The 20,644-nt window shown below is 43.8% G+C and carries 13 protein-coding genes and 1 pseudogene; 6 read left to right on the forward strand and 8 right to left on the reverse strand.

The window, feature by feature from the left end; translation table 11 throughout:
- Positions 1–33 precede the first annotated feature (33 nt).
- From ABH897_RS16080 to ABH897_RS16095, 4 genes and pseudogenes are all read left to right on the forward strand, one after another.
- A complete protein-coding gene (locus tag ABH897_RS16080) occupies positions 34–1,695 on the forward strand; it encodes a spore germination protein (protein WP_404592384.1) in 1,662 nt (553 codons plus the stop codon).
- 24 nt (positions 1,696–1,719) lie between these two features.
- The gene (locus ABH897_RS16085; protein WP_283654539.1) at positions 1,720–2,823 is read left to right on the forward strand and encodes a GerAB/ArcD/ProY family transporter; all 1,104 of its coding nucleotides are present in this window, start codon (positions 1,720–1,722) and stop codon (positions 2,821–2,823) included.
- Positions 2,816–4,009 (forward strand): Ger(x)C family spore germination protein, encoded by a 1,194-nt coding sequence (locus ABH897_RS16090; RefSeq protein ID WP_283654538.1) that lies wholly within the window; start codon positions 2,816–2,818, stop codon positions 4,007–4,009. Before ABH897_RS16085 ends, ABH897_RS16090 begins: the two co-directional genes overlap by 8 nt.
- Positions 4,010–4,252: 243 nt before the next feature.
- Positions 4,253–4,723, forward strand: a pseudogene (locus ABH897_RS16095) (cellulase family glycosylhydrolase); the annotation flags it as partial.
- 55 nt (positions 4,724–4,778) lie between these two features.
- Here the strand turns inward: ABH897_RS16095 and ABH897_RS16100 are convergent.
- The 6 genes from ABH897_RS16100 to ABH897_RS16125 all read right to left on the reverse strand — a co-directional run bounded on the left by ABH897_RS16100 (position 4,779) and on the right by ABH897_RS16125 (position 16,517).
- A complete protein-coding gene (locus ABH897_RS16100; RefSeq protein WP_404592385.1) occupies positions 4,779–5,549 on the reverse strand; it encodes an alpha/beta fold hydrolase in 771 nt (256 codons plus the stop codon).
- Between the two features lie 379 nt (positions 5,550–5,928).
- A complete protein-coding gene (locus ABH897_RS16105) occupies positions 5,929–8,283 on the reverse strand; it encodes a glycoside hydrolase family 2 TIM barrel-domain containing protein (RefSeq protein ID WP_404519738.1) in 2,355 nt (784 codons plus the stop codon).
- An 82-nt stretch (positions 8,284–8,365) separates the two neighbouring features.
- The gene (locus ABH897_RS16110; RefSeq protein ID WP_404592386.1) at positions 8,366–9,160 is read right to left on the reverse strand and encodes a Nif3-like dinuclear metal center hexameric protein; all 795 of its coding nucleotides are present in this window, start codon (positions 9,158–9,160) and stop codon (positions 8,366–8,368) included.
- Between the two features lie 347 nt (positions 9,161–9,507).
- Positions 9,508–11,865 carry a beta-galactosidase gene (locus tag ABH897_RS16115; protein ID WP_404592387.1) on the reverse strand — a complete coding sequence of 786 codons (2,358 nt, stop codon included), beginning with the start codon at positions 11,863–11,865 and terminating at the stop codon, positions 9,508–9,510.
- Between the two features lie 22 nt (positions 11,866–11,887).
- Entirely contained in the window at positions 11,888–13,174 is a 1,287-nt protein-coding gene (locus ABH897_RS16120) for a cellulase-like family protein (RefSeq protein WP_404592388.1), read from the reverse strand.
- A complete protein-coding gene (locus tag ABH897_RS16125; RefSeq protein WP_404592389.1) occupies positions 13,167–16,517 on the reverse strand; it encodes a DUF5107 domain-containing protein in 3,351 nt (1,116 codons plus the stop codon). Before ABH897_RS16125 ends, ABH897_RS16120 begins: the two co-directional genes overlap by 8 nt.
- Positions 16,518–16,653: 136 nt before the next feature.
- On the opposite strand from ABH897_RS16125, the gene ABH897_RS16130 reads away from it, so the two are divergent.
- Positions 16,654–17,535: an AraC family transcriptional regulator gene (locus ABH897_RS16130; RefSeq protein WP_283654528.1), complete on the forward strand. Its 882-nt coding sequence runs from the start codon at positions 16,654–16,656 to the stop codon at positions 17,533–17,535.
- Positions 17,536–17,650: 115 nt separating this feature from the next.
- Positions 17,651–18,625 (forward strand): bile acid:sodium symporter family protein, encoded by a 975-nt coding sequence (locus tag ABH897_RS16135; protein WP_283654527.1) that lies wholly within the window; start codon positions 17,651–17,653, stop codon positions 18,623–18,625.
- 190 nt (positions 18,626–18,815) lie between these two features.
- Here the strand turns inward: ABH897_RS16135 and ABH897_RS16140 are convergent, their stop codons facing one another.
- Positions 18,816–20,084, reverse strand: coding sequence for an acyl-CoA dehydrogenase family protein (locus ABH897_RS16140; protein ID WP_404592390.1), 1,269 nt, complete (start codon positions 20,082–20,084; stop codon positions 18,816–18,818).
- Positions 20,085–20,192: 108 nt separating this feature from the next.
- Positions 20,193–20,630, reverse strand: coding sequence for a DUF1064 domain-containing protein (locus tag ABH897_RS16145; protein ID WP_404592391.1), 438 nt, complete (start codon positions 20,628–20,630; stop codon positions 20,193–20,195).
- Positions 20,631–20,644 lie beyond the last annotated feature (14 nt).

Raw genomic sequence — 20,644 nt, forward strand, 5'->3', positions numbered from 1 at the left:
TAAAATGAATTGAATCATTTGGGGGTTATCATCATGTGGTCTAAAATAGTACCTTATATTCCAAGCTGGGTTACATTATTTCAGGCCGGCCTCGCGTTGATTTTTCCATTATTGGTTTATTATATAAACACCTCGATATATTCACTTGTAGGCAGTAAGGGAGCGAATTCCAAACAACCTGCTGACCGTCCTAAGGATGACAAAGACCACGGTGATCAGCAGCAGGAACCAGGCTCCAAAATTACGGGGGATTATGATGCCGACTTGAAATCCATCCAAGAGGCGATAGGCGAGAATAGTGATGTGCATTTTCGTGAGTTTATGGTGAAGAAATTTCATGCACGGTCCGTGTTAATCTTTATAGAAGGTATGCAGGATGAGGAACTTATAAACAAGCAGGTATTGCAGGTATTGATGTTTGAGGGCCAACAGGAGCAGCCGGAACGTATAAGTAAATCTTTTATAAAAGAAAGCTTGATGCCACTTACGCAAATTAGTGAAGTTGCAGATATGGAGAATCTGCACGAATTAACCCTTTTAGGCCATACCGTATTAATAATTGAAGGAATGAAGGAAGCACTCCTGGTCGGGTCCCCTAACGGTTCTGTTCGATCAGTGAATGAACCGACCTCTGAAGCATTACTTCGGGGTCCCAGAATCGGCTTTACGGAAGTATTAAGTGAAAACACTTCGATGCTTAGACGCCAAGGCTTAAATAAAAGTCTGGAAATAAAGAAATTCCAGGTTGGAAGCAGAATCAAAAAAGATCTGGTTATCGCGTACATCAAGGATATTGTGAATCCGGAGCTCCTTCAAGAAGTGAACCACAGAATTTCAAAAATAGACATGGATTTTTTACCTGAATCCGGTTATGTGGAACAACTTATTGAAGACAATTATTTAAGTCCATTCCAGCAGGCTCACAACACTGAGCGCCCCGACCGTGTCATGAGTGCTTTGTTGGAAGGAAGAGTAGCTATTCTGCTTGATGGTACCCCCTTTGCGCTCATTGTTCCAGTAACCTTCAGTATGCTGCTTCAATCTCCGGAGGACTATTATGAGCGCTGGATTCCAGGGACACTTTTACGTGTGTTACGATTTTGCGGAGCCTTTATAGCGCTTATGGGTCCTGCTTTATATATCTCTTTTATATCTTTTCATCCCGGTTTGATTCCGACCAAGCTGGTCATTAGTATCATTGAAACCCGTCAAGGTGTCCCTTTTCCATCTGTCATAGAAGTTATGATTCTGGAAATCTCTATCGAAATCCTGCGGGAAGCCGGCATACGATTGCCTAAACCCATTGGCCCTGCGATGGGCATTGTGGGAGGCTTGGTCATCGGCGACGCTGCTGTAAATGCGGGCATTGTTAGCCCTTTTCTTGTGATTGTGGTTTCGGTCACTGCCATTTCTTCGTTTTCGATACCGTCATATAGTGCGGGTATTACCTTGCGTCTTTTGCGTTTCGCCGGAATGCTCTTTGCAGCCATTCTGGGCATGTTCGGTACGGTTTTATTCTTTCTGCTAATTTGTATCCATATGACGAAACTGAAGAGCTTTGGGGTACCGTATATTACTCCCTTCTCCCCTATTCGTCTAAACGACTGGAAGGATCTGTTTATTCGAGCTCCTTTGACTCTGATGAAGCGAAGACCCGTGATGATGAAAACTCAGCAAAACAAGCGCAGATCATAGTACCCGGAGGAAGGAGGAATTATAGTGTTTACACGCTCTGATGATAAGATCACAACCAAACAGGCGGCAGTATTCCTGACCAATACGGTATTGGGCGCAGGGATTTTGACACTACCGAGAGGTGTAACTGAAACAGTAAAGACTCCTGATGCATGGCTTTCTGTCCTGATCGGCGGATGTATTGTCATATTGGTGGTCTTGCTAATGGTGAAATTAAGCCAGCAGTTTCCCGGAAGCACCGTGTATCAATACTCCAGAAAAATCGTGGGTATCATTCCGGGAGGATTTTTAAGTCTGTTATTAATTATATATTATCTAATCATCGCCGGCTTTGAGATTCGCGTTTTAGCTGAAGTGACGATATATTTTCTGCTTGAAGGGACACCCATATGGGCGATTGTGATTCCATTCATCTGGGTGGGAAGTTATCTGGTTTTTGGAGGCATTAATGCCATCGCGCGATTATACCAGATTGTACTCCCGATCAGTCTCTTCTTTCTGCTCCTCTGTTTTGTCCTTAGCCTAAGGGTCTTTGAAATTGACCATCTGCGTCCCGTTTTAAGTGAAGGTATGCTTCCAGTAATTAAGGGGCTAAAGTCGACTGTCCTTGTTTTCACTGGTTGTGAGGTGATCATGACACTGGTCGCGTTCCTGCAGCACCCTGAAAAAGCAGTCAAGGCCATGGTAGTGGGAATCAGCATCCCTTGGGTTTTGTACTTTTTGACAGTCGTTATGGTGGTCGGCGGGTTATCTGTGGACTCTACTGTGACAAGTACCTGGCCCACCTTTAATTTAATGCGCAGTTTTGAAATCCCGGGATTTCTTTTTGAACGCCTTGAATTTCCGCTGCTGGTGATCTGGATGATGCAAATGTTTTGTAATTTTTGCAGTTTTTTCTTCAATGCATCCTTAGGTATCTCACAGGTGTTTGGCCTTAAATATCGTTATGCAATATTTGGCCTAATCCCGGTTATCTTTATCTCCACAATGACTCCTGTACGTATGACTGAAGTGTTTAGTCTCGGCGATGCAATCGGGTACATGGGAATCATTTTATTTTTTCTGGTTCCGGTACTTCTTTCAATCGTATTTATGATCAGGAAGAAGGGAATGAAGCAAAATGTATAGACGACATATCCTATCTTTGCTGCTTGCCTTCATTCTTCTGGTAACTCAAGTTGGTTGTTGGAGCAGCAAAGAAGTGGAGGAACTAAGCATATATACAGGACTGGCTCTGGACAAGGGTGAACTCAGTCCATTGGAACAAGATCTGGAGAAGGAAGGCAGCAGTTACTTCAAGAAAAATAAAATTACTGCCAGCGTGCAAATCGTCCCTAAAAAAACTTTTGGGGGCGCAGGTAAACAAGGCGGTGGACAAGGACCAAACTATATAAATATCGCTGGCACCGGGGATTCTGTACTTGAAATCTTCCGGCAATTCTCCCTCCGCCTGGATCGTCCGATTATTGGTCAACATCTAAAGGTCATCGTGGTTTCCACCGAACTGGCGAAACAACAGACGATCCAGCAATTGATGGATTTTGTGCTTCGTGATAATGATATTCGCCCAAGCTGCATGGTTTTCTTAAGTAAGGAACGAGCAGCTAACACATTAGTTACAAAATATAAGGAGGAGGTCCCGTCCTTTCATCTTTTGTATATGCTTCGTAACCATTTTAGAACCAGCAAGATGATGAGAGGAACTAATTTATCTGAACTGGATGGGTTGATGCATTCCAAAAAAAGCTATATTTTGCAAAACATTTTAGAATCCCAGGGAGAATTTGAATTTTCAGGTGCTGGCATTATTAAGGGAGACACTGGCCACTGGATCGGCAATTTGGGGCAACAAGACGTGGAAAGTATTGCATGGATTAAAGATGATGTTGAGGGTGGAGCTATCAAAATATACGATGAGCGGAATCAACCTATAACTTATGAGATCAAATCGGTAAATAGCAAAATAACAACTAAGGTGACCGAGGGAAACGACATCTCCTTTCATGTCAAGATTGAATCCAAAGGGCGTTTAATTGAAGACTGGGATGAGGAAATGGACCCGACTAAGACACAAAACATGAAAAAGGCTGAGAAAGAGTTTGAAAAGGAAGTAACAAGAAGGATTAAAACTCTTATGCACAAGCTACAATCGGAATATAAAGTGGATGTTGCGGGTTTTGGCGAGCGCTTATATATTGAGCAACCTCAAGCGTGGAAAAAAGTAAAGAATGATTGGGATTATAAATTCAGTCAAATACCAGTAACTTTCGATGTTAAGTTATCCATTACGGATTTAGGTTCATCTGCTGAATAAACCCTCCCTTGATTAAAACTGTTTACGCATCTCCATAATATTAGTCACACCAACCTTTATTCAAGGTGAGAATTAATGAATAAATCGCCTAAACAAACTAACAAATAAATAACAATGTTAGTATTATATCTAATAAACATTATAAAATCACTTAATTATACGCTTTAATTATATATAAATTGTAATAAATACATTAAAATCTCAATATTTATAAACTAACTAATAAAATATACTGAATAACAAAAGCAAGCCATTCCCAAGCTCAGAAACGCAGGAATCAAAAATACGCTAATCGTCGATTGTGCCGGATGGGGACAATATCCTCAGTCTATCACGGACTATGGTACATCTGTTTTTGCAGCTGATACATTGAAGAATACAGTATTCTCCATCCATATGTATGAGTTCGCTGGTAAAGATGCTCAAACTGTACGCACCAATATTGATAACGTTCTGAATAAAGGACTTCCACTGATTATTGGTGAATTTGGCGGTTACCATCAGGGAGCGGATGTCGATGAGACAGAAATCATGAGATACGGCCAATCCAAAGGTATAGGCTGGTTAGCCTGGTCCTGGTATGGTAACAATTCCGACCTTTCCTATCTTGATCTTGTAACAGGACCTAATGGCAGTCTGACTGATTGGGGTAAAACTGTAGTTAACGGAGCCAATGGGATCAAAGAAACATCGAAAAAAGCGGGTATCTTTTAAAAACACACAACCTAAAATGAAGACCTTATATCATAATAGCCGCTCCTGAAATTTTTCAGAAGCGGTTTACAAACTGGCTAATTAATCGGTTTAATGGTTTGGCTGCTTTCGTAGGAATTCGATGATCCATATCTTCGATAAAAATCAGCTCATTTTGGGGCAATCGTTCATGCAACAACCGGGCATATGGATAAAAGAGTTTGTCTTTCTCTCCGTAAATCAACAGGACGTGATGATTTATTTCCTGCAAATGTGCTGTACAGTTATAGTGCAGACTATAATTGTAATATTGCTCCGCGTTTTTGGCGTTTCCTTTTCTGGCATCGTTAAACAACGTCCAGAACAATGATAAATTTTTATGAGCTTGACTCCAAGCAGTGGAGAAAGCAATCGGACTGATCAATCCCAGCTTGGAGAACATATGTCCAAGTGATATTTTATTTTTTAATTCCCTACCGCCAACTTCCGACATGCCACCGATGATAATGCCGCCCAGGGATCGATCAGGATAGGCTAACAGAAAGTCAAGCACAATGGAGCCACCTATCGAATAACCGCATAAAAATGCCCTCTCTATCTTCAACTCGTCCATGAGCTGCCTCATATCCTCGGCAATTAACGGATAGGTAATCGCTTTCTTGGAAGGCTCACTTTGACCATGACCCCGAATATCAAAAGCGACTGTACGAAAACGATCAGACAATTCCTGAATTTGATATTGAAAATTCGAACTTGTCAACACTGGAGGATGAACGAACAGGATCGCCGTCCCTTTTCCACGATCCGTGTAATGCATACTATATCCGTTTATATTGGTTTTGGGCAATGCGAAACACATCCTCACTGCTTATATTTAGAAAAAAACAAAGCGTAAAAAAAACGCAAAGACCTTTCACAATGCGTTTTTCAAAAGCTCTTAACAAAAGCTGGCTCACCATAAAGGAGTTATCATAATTATTTCCGAAAATATTGTGAGTTACACAACATTTTCAATTTTAAACTCGACTGTTTTTCAAAGGACAAAGACGAGTGAAAAAACGCACACCGCTCCAAAATGAATCATCAGGCCTATCATGAACGCTCGATCACAAGCTCGGACGTTACCGTATCCGTAAGGCTACGCCGAACTGGCGGCACTGCTGCCGTACCAATACGGCTACATCCGCTTCACGTGTCAGATCGACCGCTTCCTCAACCTTGAATTGTCATTTGTATTCATGCTCCATATTTAGTCTGGTTTCTCCCTGCAACCCTCCATCTGCTGAAGCTTGAAGCAGCAGCTCACCTGCCAGATACCCGGATTGTACAATAACGAGACACCTGCCTCTGTGTGTTCGTATCTGGTTTCCCTGGAAGGGTTCATCACTGGTGAGATCGCCGTTGTCTATTCCAAGGATACGACCATCACCATGTAGTTTAAAGGTTAAATCAAATTCCTGATTAGGTACAATGATTCCATCTTGATCTGAGACAGTTACCTCCACATGAGATATTTCATGACCATTGGCAGGTAGAACCGTCCGATCAACCTCCAACTTTAGAGCATAAGGAAGCCCGGCAGTGGTTAATTTATGCTCATAGACCTTCTGATTTCCATTACTGCCAATAGCCCGGATTTTGCCCGGTGAATAGGGGAGTTCCCATTTGATTAAATGATCAGGATAATCGGCAAGCTTTCTCTCACCGTAAGATTCATCGTTCACAATCAATTCCACGCTCTCACAATTGGTGAAGGTAACTAACCGTATCAATTTTCCGCCGTATTCAGGAAATGTCCAATGATCTTCCATACCCGGAGATTTCCAGTGCATCGTCCACGATGGATTGTGTTCCGGCTTCATACGTTCGTGAAGTACAGCAATGTGCACAATAGGCTCATCTGACCATAAACTTTGTTGAAGATAGGATACAGGTCTGCGGAACCCGCAAGTATCAATCAGGCCCGAGGACCACCCTTTGGAGGGATAGCTTGTTTCTCCCAGATAGTCAATCCCGCTCCAAACAAATTGACCCATCACATAATCATGATTAACGACATCAAACCAAGGATTGTGGGGCAAATAACCTTTAACCCGGTTATCTTTACCACGATAGTATGGGAAAGTCTCCGTTCCAATGATTAGCGTATCCGGCATGGCCCTTCTGTAGTGCTCATACCACTGCTCCTGATAGTTTAACCCCAGAACGTCCACTCGTTGTGCCAGCAGCCTGGTATGCTCTACCTTGGCTTCAATCGAACCATCACGCAAGCTGATCGGTGTATTATGCGGCTCAAGCGCACATGTAACAGGCCGGGTAGGATCTTTTTCATGGCAAAAGGCGACGAGTTGCTCCAACATTTTGAGCATGGACGGTTGGCCCTGGTTCTCTACTTCATTCCCAACACTCCACATGAAAACGCTGGGATGGTTTCTGTCTCTTACGAGCATCGCCTCCAGGTCCTTTTCCCACCATTCATCATATAAATGCTCATAGGAAAGAGATTTCCATTTGTCAAAAGCTTCGTCAATTACCAGGAACCCCATCTGATCACAAAGATCCAACAATTCAGGTGCCATCGGATTATGGGCAAAACGAATCGAGTTACAGCCCATTTCCTTCAGCTTCTGTAGTCTTCTTTTCATGGCTGTATCATGGTAAGCAGCTCCCAGACAGCCCAAATCATGGTGAATGCAAACTCCCTTTAACTTCAAGCTGCTTCCATTCAGAAATAAACCCTTTTGAGCGTCCAGTTTCACTTCTCTTATGCCAAAAGGGGTTCGATAACAATCTACCTCTTTATTGTCGCAATAAATGATTGTTTGAGCTTCATAGAGCACTGGGTTCTCCGGTGACCATAATTCTGGCTCTAAAACCCGCGTTTTTTGCTCCATTTCGCCCGCTTCAAAGCCCGAAAGAGTCACTCGGTTTTCAATTTTTCCTTTTACTTGTCCCTGTGAGTCCAGAATTTCAGTCACAATATTGCACTCTACGGCATGCTCATGATGATTAGTAACCTGGATTCTGGCACTCACCTTGGCTTCATCTGGCGAAATTTCAGGTGTGGTGATGTAAGTCCCCCATTCGGTTACATGAATATAATCCGTACAAATCAGCCACACATTACGATAAATACCGGACCCCGAATACCATCTGTCAGGCGGAAGAGTCGTATTGTCCACTTTGACAGCAATCACGTTATCCTCATCCCACCGAATATATGGGGTCAAATCATATTGAAAACTAACATATCCATAAGGCCGCTTGCCCACAAAATGCCCATTGATCCAAACCTCACTGTTATTGTGAATACCATCAAATTGTATGTATACGCGCTGTTTTGGAGAAGAGGGCTTCACATTAAAATGCTTTCGGTACCATCCGACAGACCATCTGGGCAAATAAGCTTGATTCCCGCCATACAGCATATGTGGATCAAAGGATTGTTCTATACTCCAGTCATGAGGGACTTGAAGGAGCCGCCATTGCTCATCGTTATAATCCATCTTCTCGGCACCCGTGTAATTACCCTCCATAAATTTCCAGTCTGTGTTGAATGGCGTAATCACTCTGCTTCCCATCATTTTGCCTCCATTTCATAAAAATTGATGAACGGATATAACAACAGTACAGGCTTTATCATCACAATAGACGGGTTCTTAATTACAATATTTGAAACACCGGACGATCTTCAACAAAGTGTATGGGAATCATTGGAAATTGGGCGGAAAGTACATCAGCAAGATATTTCATACCAGGCGCTTCGCTTTCAGCATGTCCCAGCATAATAAGGGCTTTATTTCTGCCCTGATAGACAGCATCTTTCACATATTCTGGCGTTTCCCATTCGGGTCCTTCACCAGCAATGATTAAATCCACATTTTCATTTAGAAATAATGGAATGGCTAGTTCACCACCTCCCCTGTATCCTACTAAGATTCCCACTCGTTCACATGGCATGGAAAGCTCGCCAGCTACCCGTACATAACGAATATGAAGCTTGGCTTTGATATATTCAGCGACCTCCTTAACTTCCATAGCTGGAATAGTCAAAATGTCAGCCGTCGGCTGCTGTTTCACAACGTAGGTGTGCCAATCAAGTGCCTGGAGAAGTCCAATCATCACTCCATCCGGCTGATAACGGTGTATGGTGTCATGAAAACGATAAATACCTAGACCCGAGTCGGCAATCAGACGGGATTTTTGCGAAAAAACGGGGTCATGTCGTAAACATTCCTGCATCCTCTGATGACTATAAAAAATGCCTTCATGTGTAATGATAAAATTTGCGCCTAGAGAAATAGCTTGTTCTATCACATACTGCGACGTCGAGAAAGCGGTTACAATTCCTTGCACCTCAGTATCCACATGCCCTGGATTAAGCAGATCTACGGTCGTGTTAGGTGTGCTTATTCCCTTGGTCAGATGGTTCATAATCTGCCCCATAGTCATGGTCATACATGTATCCCTCCTCATGGAGAATGCACATCAATTGTACCATTTTATTTCAGTCATAGGTGCTATTCCTTTTAGTAAAACAGCCAGCTCCAAGGGAGCCGGCTGTAGTATAAATTTATTTATTATATATTTAATTCATGACAATCCGAATAGTCCGTTGGTCAAGCAGGACTTGGTGAAGATTGCGGAAGATCTCCTCGCCTCCCATTGATTCAGCAAATTCCATCATAACCGTTACTCACAACAGCTTCTGTTAGTAACGGTTATAGCTCTCCCCTTTTCTCACTCAGGCACTACATTATGAGGACCATCATCGATCTGTAGATCAACATCGAAAACTGCCCAGGTTACATGGTGATTTTGATCTCATACACAGGTACAATGCTGACCGAGCCGATGTCCACGATTCGTTCCTCCGTCGTCTCTTTCCAGCCAGCCATGGTCGTATTGCTGTTGAGAACCTTGCCTTTTCGAATGGGGGAAACATATACATACATTCCTTGCTCCATGAGCCGATGTTCAAATGGTTTCAAACCCATTTCCCAGGTCGTATGGTTGCAGAAGTTATCGTGAATCAGTTCGCCATCAATAAAAGCATAACCAATATCTCCAGTATAATCGATACGCAGTAGAGCCTCCTTGATTCCGTCAAAGGCATTTATTTCGAAATCAAGAGTAAGTTTATCGTCATTAACCCTTTTCAAATAGAACTGGATTTCTTTCTTAGGAGCCCTTAAACGATACGTTTTAAATAATTCACTTTCTGTTATTTCAAGCAGCTCTCCACCAGAAATCGATGTGATTGGGGCATCAAAACCCGGGAATACACTCAGTGTTACAATCTCCTGGTCCGTTAATTCCAGCTTTATCTCAGTTCCAGATACAAGTACATTGGCACTTGTCACAATGACTCTGTCCCGGCCTTGCAGGTTTACCTTCCAAAAATTAAGACTTTGTTCATCAGTCATCGTGTAGATGGAGACTTTTTTGCCACTTTCAGATACCAGGTGGATGAGACTATCTTCCTCTTCAGCAACCTTAATGATCGTGTTCCCATCCATTTGCTCTATCGAACCTTTGTCGATGGTGGCACTGATCATATCTTTTGACTCCATTGCATAAGTTCCTGTCATGCCCTCTGGTACAAAGAAAAAATAATATACTTCTCCAGCCTCTTCTATCCTTGTTATCAGCTGTGCCGTTGCATATTTGAGCTTCATTCCATCCAGATCGAGATTAAATGGCAATATGGCGAAACTTTCACGTCCTAACGTCAGCTCCCCTTGACTAGGTATGACAATCGTTTCCTCTGGCAGCTCAATGCTTACCTTAAAATCGCACAGGTCGTCATTTTCGACATGATCTTGGAAATTATTTAGAAACAGGTAACCCGATCCGGCACTGGAGCGCACTGCATATCGCAAGGTATCCACATCGTAAGGATCCATCTGGGACGTATCCCCTGGCAGAATGGTCTTCGTTAGGGAGAATTGCTTTTGGAAGGTTGAAAAAAAATAATGCTGTAGCTTTGTTCTTTGGTATGATTCCCTTACTTGGCCGAATTCGCCGATCATGGCATTAAAATCATAGGATATTTTAGGTGTAGCCAGATCATTTGTGAACGGGTTAACCTTACCCCGAGGATTCGAACCCCCATGATACATGTAGTATCCGATCAGGTTACAGCCTTCTGCACCCTTCATGACAGTCATCGCTGGAACACTACGATAGGGAAATGCAAACCGATATTTATAAAACTGAACCATGCCGCCACCCATCTCGCAGCAAGCGTACGGATAATCTTCGGGGGCGTATAGGGGCTCGAAATTGTAGCTCTTCGGTATCTCGTTATTATGCTTGTCTCGGAAAATGTATTCCGGTGTCGCAGGATGCTCGTCCATCCCCTCCAGACGTCCCTCTTCGTAGTAGATCCATGGCCAGTAGGCATATCCGCCCCATAGGGGCAGCATATCAGGTACAGGCGTTGTTGCTCCTCCCCATCCTGTGCACGTATAGATCGGAGTATCAATTCCTGCATCCAGAGCTATTTCTTTAAGTTTTAACATATGCGAATTACCGTCACTTCCACTGTTTAACCACATATCATTAATTCCTACAGTCAATCCCCACTGGGCGGACGAATGATTATGCTCGTTTTCGATTTGGGTGCCGATGATCGGCCCCCCCTCCTTATATAACAATCCTTTAACCTGGGCACCGATTTGGTTGTACATTCTTCTTGTATAAAACAGATACCCCTCATCATTAGAACGAACCTCAAAGGGCCGACCGAATAACCAATCCGGCATACCGCCGTTTCGGATTTCCCCATGATTGAAGGGTCCGATTCGAATCATAACGTATAGCTGATGTTTACCGCACAACTCGATGAAACGGCGAAGATTTTTGTTCCCACTCCAATTAAAAACGCCTTCAACTTCTTCATGCAGGTTCCAAAAAATATAGGTTGCGATGATGTTTACGCCGCCCATTTTTATTTTAATCATTTCATCTTCCCAATAGCGTTCATCATAACGGGCATAATGGAATTCACCACAAATGCCGAAAAAGGGCTCTCCATCCTTCTCCATAAAATAGTTAGTGAATCCGATCTCCTCTCCTTTTGGGTTGGTGCCGCCAAGTTGGATATGACCTTTAACAATATGTTTGTGATCGTCTTTGACCGTAATTCGATAGTTTCTCATGAAGTTCACTCCCCTCATTCGTTCATATTGAATTCAGAATAAATTGATTCCACTTACGTTGCCAGGCTACATCACTCCAGAACGGATGATGCGGAGCACAGTTGGAGCAGAGGGTCATTCCCCAGAATCCAAGTGCCATTCCTTTTCGCAGCACATATTCAGCGATAAATTTACCGACCGGGCCTTCTTCAAATTGGGCGTACAGCGGCGTGTAGCCTACATAGCCTTCTCCTATGACAATGGGAATGCCGGAATGACGGGTCCATTCATGAATTTCTTCCAATCGGGTGTCCACCTTCTGCAACATAGCCATTTTATGATCTCCATACCGATCGTACAAAAATAAATCCCATTGATCGGGATCCACCCAATCGTGCAAATAAATAAGCCTCATGCCAACCGGATTGCCTTCCATCCGCCAATTTTGCTCCAGAGGCAGGGTCCACTCTGCAAATGGAGGAGCGTCTTCTCTTAATAGGGATTGTACAAAGGGATTGGGGAATGGCGACAGCTCATCATCAAGCCCTGCCGCTTCCATAAGCTCATTGAGCATCCCTTTAATATAAAGATGAAAATGGGCAACCTGCATATTACGTGCGACGTAAGCTTTAGGGTAGGCTTCATTTAACGTATAGCTGGCCGTCATCATAATATCGGGATGACATTGGCGTAGATATCCAACAGCTTCCTCTACATAGGGCTGCATGGCTTCAATAATAGCTGATACATTCGTTTCGGCTATGCCTTCAGACGTTCCGACGGCGTTTAACTGTCCAAACTCCACTTCGTTATGCAACTCTGTATAGATAATCTGGTTCCTATAGCCTTCCGCTGTAACGAAACGAATCAACTGATCCATCGACCTTGCGATGGTCATAAATCTTTCCTTAGGAGGAATTGCAGCTAATTCATCTCTAAGCTCACAATGAGCCAGGAAGCTGGGACTCTGCTGATATTCCCAAGAGGATAACATAATGTAACAGCTATGAGCCTTTGCTTGTCTAAACAGCTCAAGCAAATGAGCATGCCCATCCAGCACTGCGCCGCCGCGACAGTTATACCAGCGCGTACGCTGGCCTACTTCCCCAAGGTTCGCAAACTCCAAGGGTCCGGGGCGTTTGCCATCCGCCGTAAACAACATGAATGGCATAGCACATATTCGGATCGTATTGTAGCCTCTTTCGACCGCTTCTTTAAAACGAGCTTCAAGATCGCAATAGGGCTCACCTTCCTGTGTCATTGTATACCAAGAGAAATCCCACATCGTGATCGTCAATTTGCGCGGTACCTTTTTCAAGAGATTACTCAATTGAGATCCCCTCCCAGTTCATATGATTCAATGCTCCTTGGTGGTTAGCTTCCAGATTAAGCACCGATTCAAAATGCAGGATAGCTTCGTCCTGTCGCCCTAATCCAAGCAAGCCAAGTGCTTTCATATAAGTACAATGGATCTGATTACGAATATTCAAATCATCTTCAAAAATGAGAAAGTCGGGTAACGAAACCGCGAAGTAATCCATTTTCACGGGTTCGAACAAGTGTCTTTCTGCGTAATCAATTAGCTTGTTGAATCGGCGATTGCCTTCCTTTACATGACCAAGTTTCTTCCAGGCCAATCCTTGGTAAAATATCATATCCGGCTGTTGATCGTTGTAATACATGGCGTTGATGGGTTCCTCCAGTCCTTGAGAGGCCGTGGAAAAGGCCAGCGTTGCCTCATCTGTTAATTTCAATAGGTCATACGCGCAGCCCAAATAATAGTAGATATCATTATCCTGGGAACCCTTTAGCTTGCCTTCCCCAAGATTCTCCGGATAAACTAAAGCCTCCCGCAGCCCTTTTACAGCCTGTTCAATCCGTCCAGACCTCAGGTCGGACTTGGCAAGCTCTATTTTAGCAAGCCTATACTGTCCGGTTACCTTACCCTCTCCGCCTTCCCATGGATGAAATGTTCTCCCTGCCAGTAAGGACAACGCTATCTTATGCTGCTTCATCGTATTGTGAACGGTTACATATTCCAAAAACAGATCATCGCGAAGCTTTACGATCCCCGGATAACTCTCCAGCAGGTTCAATCTGTCATCAGGCTTGATATTCAGCTTCTTATAAAGCTGGTCAAGCTCATAAAGAACACGCGCGTCTGATGTATTGCCTGCAAAGGCCTGCTCTAACGAACGGCGAGCCTGCTCTATTTGGCCTTGCTTGTTAAAATATCCAAGAGCAAGATTACGGTGAACAATGGGGTAGGTATCATCAATGGAACGTGATGTTTCCCAGCAAACAATGGCATCCAAATGCCGTTTCTTATCATAGAATAAATTGCCTAAGTAATAATGTGCCTTTCCATCCCCCGGTTTCGTTCGAACTGCAAATAGTAACACGTCCAACTCAAACAGACTGTTGGGAAAGCAGTAATCGGGTACTGCATCTGCTGCCTGAGCGAGAGCCCTGTTCGCCTGCTCGTGCTTGCCGATTTTAGCATAGCAGAAGGCCTGAATGTAATGCAGCATAGGGTAGGTTTGCGCCTGCTCTGGAGCTCCTTCCAGTACGAATGCCGCATCCTCATAGAGTCCTGCCGCCGCATAGTCCGAGGCTATGGCTATATAGTTGTGTACATCTCCACGCATCCATTTTTTCAATTCTTCGAAGACCGTTATAGCATCAGATCGTAACCCAAGAGCCTCTAATGATAATGCTTGCTCACGGTAAGCTCCAAAATCGGCGATATCGAGCGTAATCGTTTCCTTGGAAAAAGCTATTGCCGCTTCGTAGTTGCCAAGCTTACGAAAAATGGCCGACTTAAGGTTGCGTGCTTTGTAGTTGCGAGCATTTCGGATGATCGAACGCTCCACAAGCTCCAGTGCTTCTTCATAGTTCCCTTTTTCTGTCGCAATCTGCGCAAGTGAGTAATACCCGCTGTCTTGCCATGCCGCATTCCATACTGATTTATAAAATGCAGAGAACGCCTCATCCATTCGCCCTTGGTGCTTTAGTGACAAACCAAGCTGATAATAGGCCTCACCGTCATAGGGGTTAGCGTTACGCCAGGTTACCCGCGAAATGGCTTTACGGAAGCACGCTTCGCTTGCTGAATACAACCCTCTACGGAGAAGCAACGTACCATACGCTACATTTATACGGCTGTCTTTCTCATCTCTTTTCAGACCCTCAAGATAGTACGCCTCGGGTTCAAAGGTGGCATGACGGTATTGCTCCAAGTGTTGTCCTGCTAGATACAATTCTTCGTTAGTTCTTAATTCCTCCGGTTCTGGCAGGGGAGCTGCCGCAGCTGGCATCTGTTCAACTTCCTTTTTCTTCGGTTGGTAGCTAATCAGCTCCCTCCCTGCTGCGTCTTTGACGGTTAAGCATAGCTCATTATCCTCATCCTCAGCCATGAGATCAATCTTCTGTACAAAGGCCATACTAGGTTCCAGATCTACAGATTCCTTAATATAGATTCTCCGCTGGCTGCTTAATTCCACGACGGCTTTACGGAATGACGAAGTCACATAGACTCCAATCTGTGCTGTCCCTTCACCGCGATCAATGTCCAAACTTACGGCTGCATCAATTGAAGCATTTTTGACCATACCAATATGTTTATAAGGCATAAAATACTGCGAGAACGATTTTTCTTCATACGGCTGAAGCCAAGTAAAATCCGGTTGGTTATCGGTATATACACCCGTCATCAACTCGATGTAAGGACCGTCTTCGTCAGTCAGATTCCGGTCCCATGCCTGGCCGAATTCGCCATTGCCCCATGTCCATTGCTTTTTTCCGGGAGAGATGTGATGGTTGGCCACATGCAAAAGTCCGGCTTGTTTCATATGGTCGTAACCACCTATGAAATTGTAGCCCGATTTATAGGCCATATACGAAGTGGGGACAGGAATATTTTTATATCGGGAAATATCTACGCCTTCAGAATAATCCATTTTATAATAAGTGCCTGTAGCGATCGGGAAACGGGATACATCTCGCTTTCCGTGATCGAACACAGCCGATACGTCCGGAGGAAAAACAGATTGAGTGTGATCATGTACCGCTACGGCTGGATTTGCCCACCACAGAAACGTTTGAGGCTCGGCAGTCCGATTGTATAGCTGGACCCCAATTTTAAGGTATGCTTTATCCGGTTGAAGTGTAAAACCAGCTGTTACTTTAGTGCCGAACATACGATCCATTTCGCTCACCCATACTGTCGCACTTCCGTCCTCACGTTCTTCCAGCTTGTATTCGACGGGTCCGTAAGTGTTGGGACGGTGATGCTGTGGCCAGTTAAACTCAATGCCTCCCGATATCCATGGCCCCAATAAGCCAACAAGCGCTGGTTTGATGACCCTGTTATAATAAACAAAATCGTAACCGTTGGTCTTGTCGACCGCACGATAAATGCGACCTCCAAGCTCTGGCATGATCTCAATACGCAAATATTTATTCTCCAGAAAAACTAATTGATAATTTTCGAGTTTCTTATCATCCTCAATTTTATCAATTACCGGATGCGGATACACTCGACCGGAACTTCCTTGGTAGACACGTTTCTCCAGAAACATTGGATTTTTGTCGGGTTTGCCAATGCCGTACGTAGGGATCTGCACGGTTTCCTCCCACACGCGTGCCTTAGCCTCGAAGTTTCTCAAATCCATCACTCCTTTGTAGTCGCTCTTATATTCAGAGCTTACAAGTAAGCGACATTACAGACAATTGACAATCCACTGTTTATGATGGACTATATACGTATTTCATCATTAAAGACGCATCCGGCTGGGGGATGAATAAATTATGAATAAGAAAGCTGATGGATTTGAAGGTGAAAAGTTATATGTCCTTCCACCCTATATGTTGGATAAATTAAAATTGAATCCGCTTACACGCAATCTATATATTACGGATATAGGCTGCTTTAGCCATGCCCGCCATCATTTTCGCGAAAGAACGCATGGCTGTGACTCTCATATATTCATTTATTGTGCCAGCGGAAAAGGTTGGGTACGAACGGAGGATAACATAACCATTTGCATGACGGAGCGAAGCTTTGCTTACATTCCCAGGGACATGCCGCATGCTTATGGGGCTAACGATGAAGATCCTTGGACGATTTACTGGTTTCATCTCCAAGGGGACCAAATGGACGATTTCATGGTATTGTTTGACCCTTTTAAAACGTATGTTACGATGGCAGCCAGTGATGAAGTCAAACTACTGGAGCTATTTCATCAGTGTTACGACCTTTTATTGAACAAACCATACTCCATTATACATTTAGTTCAAGTGTCGCAAACTGTTCGTTATCTGCTGAGTTTTGTTTTATCTGTTGCATTTCGCAAGGAAGACAGTACGTACCAGAGCCATGTTGATAAGGCAACACGTTATATGAGCGAACAATTGGAATCCACCGTTTCGTTGGAGGGGCTTAGTCGACATGTTCAGGTATCCAAGCAGCATTTGAACTTGATATTCAAGCAATCAACCGGCTACTCTCCTGTCGATTACTATTTAAGAATGAAGATACAGAGGGCCAGTCAGCTTTTGGACTTAACGAATGCTTCTATTAAAGAGATTAGCATACAACTCGGTTTTAGGGACCCGTACTACTTCTCCAGACTGTTCAAAAAAATAATGGGCTGCTCTCCTTTGGAATACCGAAATAATTTGAAGGGTTGATCTATATTCATCAGGAGCGTTCAAATTTGCTTCTATCAGGCTACCGCAAGGTCACAGATCATTTACGAATCGGGGGTGCAAGGTCTATACTTAAGGTTAAAAAAGGAAGTTTTGTATGCTCCGAACGTTGAATCGAAGACTAAATACAGCTATGCCGCTAATCACGCCTACCAGCATACTAATTGGCGTCCTGATCGGTACGTCGTTGTCGGAATACACCGAACTCTCTCCCTGGCTGTTTGCGTTCATGACCTTCGCGGGCAGCATCAGCATGGGTTTCAAGGATTTTGTCCATGTGATAAAGCATCCCGGTCCGCTGATCGCCTGTCTGTTTATTCTTCACCTGGCCATGCCACTTCTCGCCATGATGCTTGGGCATCTGGCTTTCGGCGACGATCCTTATACGATTACTGGGCTTATTCTTGGCGCGGCTATCCCTACGGGCATTTCCAGCTTCGTGTGGGTCAACATCTACAAAGGCAATACGGCGCTGACATTGGCTATTATTCTGATCGATACGATTTTGGCTCCATTCGCCGTACCTGGCATTATGTCCCTGCTGGTCGGAGCGGATGTACAGCTTGACACCTGGGCGATGATGCAAAGCCTGTTTTGGATGATTGTCGTTCCTTCGCTAATCGGCATGGTTTTGAACGAATGGACCAAAGGGAAGATCAAGCAGGTGTGGGGACCTCGGCTGGGTCCGTTCTCCAAGCTGGCCATGGCTCTTGTCGTGATGATTAACGGATCTGTAATCGCGCCTTATCTGGTCGATTTTAATCTTAAGCTTGTCGGAGTATGCCTATCCATAATCATCCTTGCTTCCACCGGATATGCGATCGGTTATCTGATCTCAGGGCTGATGCGGTGGAATAATGCAGATCGTACGGCGCTTGTCTTTAACGGCGGCATGCGCAATATCAGTGCGGGAGCCGTGCTTGCCATCACCTACTTCCCGGCCCCGGTAGCGCTGCCTGTTGTACTCGGAATGATTTTCCAGCAATCTACGGCGTCTCTGGTTGGATTTCTGCTAAGTCGTCGCGACCGTGGCAAGACCAAGGAGAAGCACAGCACAGCCTCTGCTTCTTAAGTTTTACTCCAACCAGACCATGGGCAAATACGATATGTGTTATCACCTCAAAAACGGCAGCCAATAAATTGGCTGCCGTTAATATTTGATTCTCGTACTAATTGGAATTGATATAATTGCTAGTACGATTGTTGATGACACCATTATCTCGGGAATTTCCAATTGGACTACCGGATATTATTGTTATTTTTTAGTATGCTTGCTCCTGCTGAACAGATTGATTTCTTACTAAATGCGCACTGCTTATTGTTACAATATGCTGTGGCGGTAATCCCAAAAGTACTCTCCCGTATAGCTCCAGACAGGTAGAAGCTGTGGTAAACGCATGGTTAGCTCCGCCTCTAATGTCACGGAATATTTGCGATAATCGGTTCGAATCCAGAATTGCGCTACCGCCGCTTTCTACCATTAGCATTTCAACTGCTTCCGAACACAACATAGCAGCATACCCAATATCCGTTTGGATTTGTACAAAATCTTCCTGACTTAATAGTTCCCCACGTTGTACATAATCCTCTAGAATGTCGATGGATCGATTGATATGAAGATGTGCGGATTCAACCTTCATAGCTGCCAGCCCTACTTTGTACTGAATATGTCCAACTTCTGCCTGCGATCTGTGAATGGTCATGGCTATTCCCTTGTTAGGTGCCCTTTCAATAAAGTGCTCCACTGCCCCTCTTGCAAGCCCAAGAATAGTGCTTATACCTGTTGTAATGCTGGTAATCAGAAATAAATAATGCTTATATCGATCTTCCCCCTGTAAATGCTGTAACCTAGTCTCATCCACTTCCTCGAAATTTTCGTCAGCAACATATTCATTGGGAATAAAGACATAATTCATTTCTAAGCTATTACTTGCCGACCCTTTTAAACTCATCGTATGCCAATCATCGACAATTTTAATTTCATCCATTGGAACAACGGCCAGCTTCATTTTAGGATCTTGTTGCATCGCACTAGCATCTTTTAGATTTAACAATGCATGGGTTGCATGCTTTGACCCAGAACCAAATGCCCAACGACCATACTCAACCAAATAGCCTCCATCCACCTTCTTCACAACAGCTTTAATGGCTTGTAGTACCGAACAAAATTTCACCTCTTTTTCTTGTTTAAAAATCTTATCAACAACTTCTGAGGGCAGTAGCTGCGATGAACTATAGTTATTTCCATTTATATTTTGAACCACCCAACCCACGGAGCCATTTCCTCTTGCCACTTCTGAAACAATTTCAATCATGGCTTGAATACTCACTTCATATCCACCGTATTTTTTCGGTGTTCTAAGCTTGAAGAGTCCTGCACTTGAAACTTTTTCAATAATCCCTTCGGGTATATGCATGTCTTTATCAATTTTTGTTCCATATTCCATTAGCAATGGAACTAATTCCGTCGCATTCTGGAGAAGTTTTTGCTCTTCAGCGGTAAGTTGAACTACTTTACTTAAGGTTGACAATAGAAACACTCTCCTCATTACACGTATTAGGTTTTGATATGGATTCAGAGATAAAATGACTCATAAACTACTCTATAATGCTCCGATCAAGATGGGGCCATTTCCACTCTATATCTCATCATCGTGCACCTCAACAAACTTCCAGTTATTTGGAAGACAGTAGTTTAAAATAAAAAGCTGACGCCGAAGAGGATAATCTCGTTGCAGTTTTTTGATGATACGGCCTTTAACCTCAACGACTTCAACGGAGCCATCTTTGAGTTCCATGTAGAAGTCCGGTGTATACACACGTTTTTTATATTTCTTGCCGCAATGCTCGACAGCCTCCACAATCTCAAAGGTTTTATGCAGTTCCAGCTTATGGAGGAAACCTGCAATAATCAAAGGAACAATTCTTTTATTATAGAAGCGCTCCTCCGCTTCGCTATCAAATGTGGGGCGTTGAGTAGGCAATGGCTCCCGAGGTTTTACCAACCGTTGATCTTGTTCTCGAATTTTCACATGAGGATTCGATGTAAGGAGCTCCATGAGATCGGCTTCAGACATATGCATAGGCTCAC

Origin of the sequence: Paenibacillus sp. RC73, from assembly GCF_044908085.1 — a bacterium.
Lineage (GTDB): Bacteria > Bacillota > Bacilli > Paenibacillales > Paenibacillaceae > Paenibacillus > Paenibacillus terrae_A.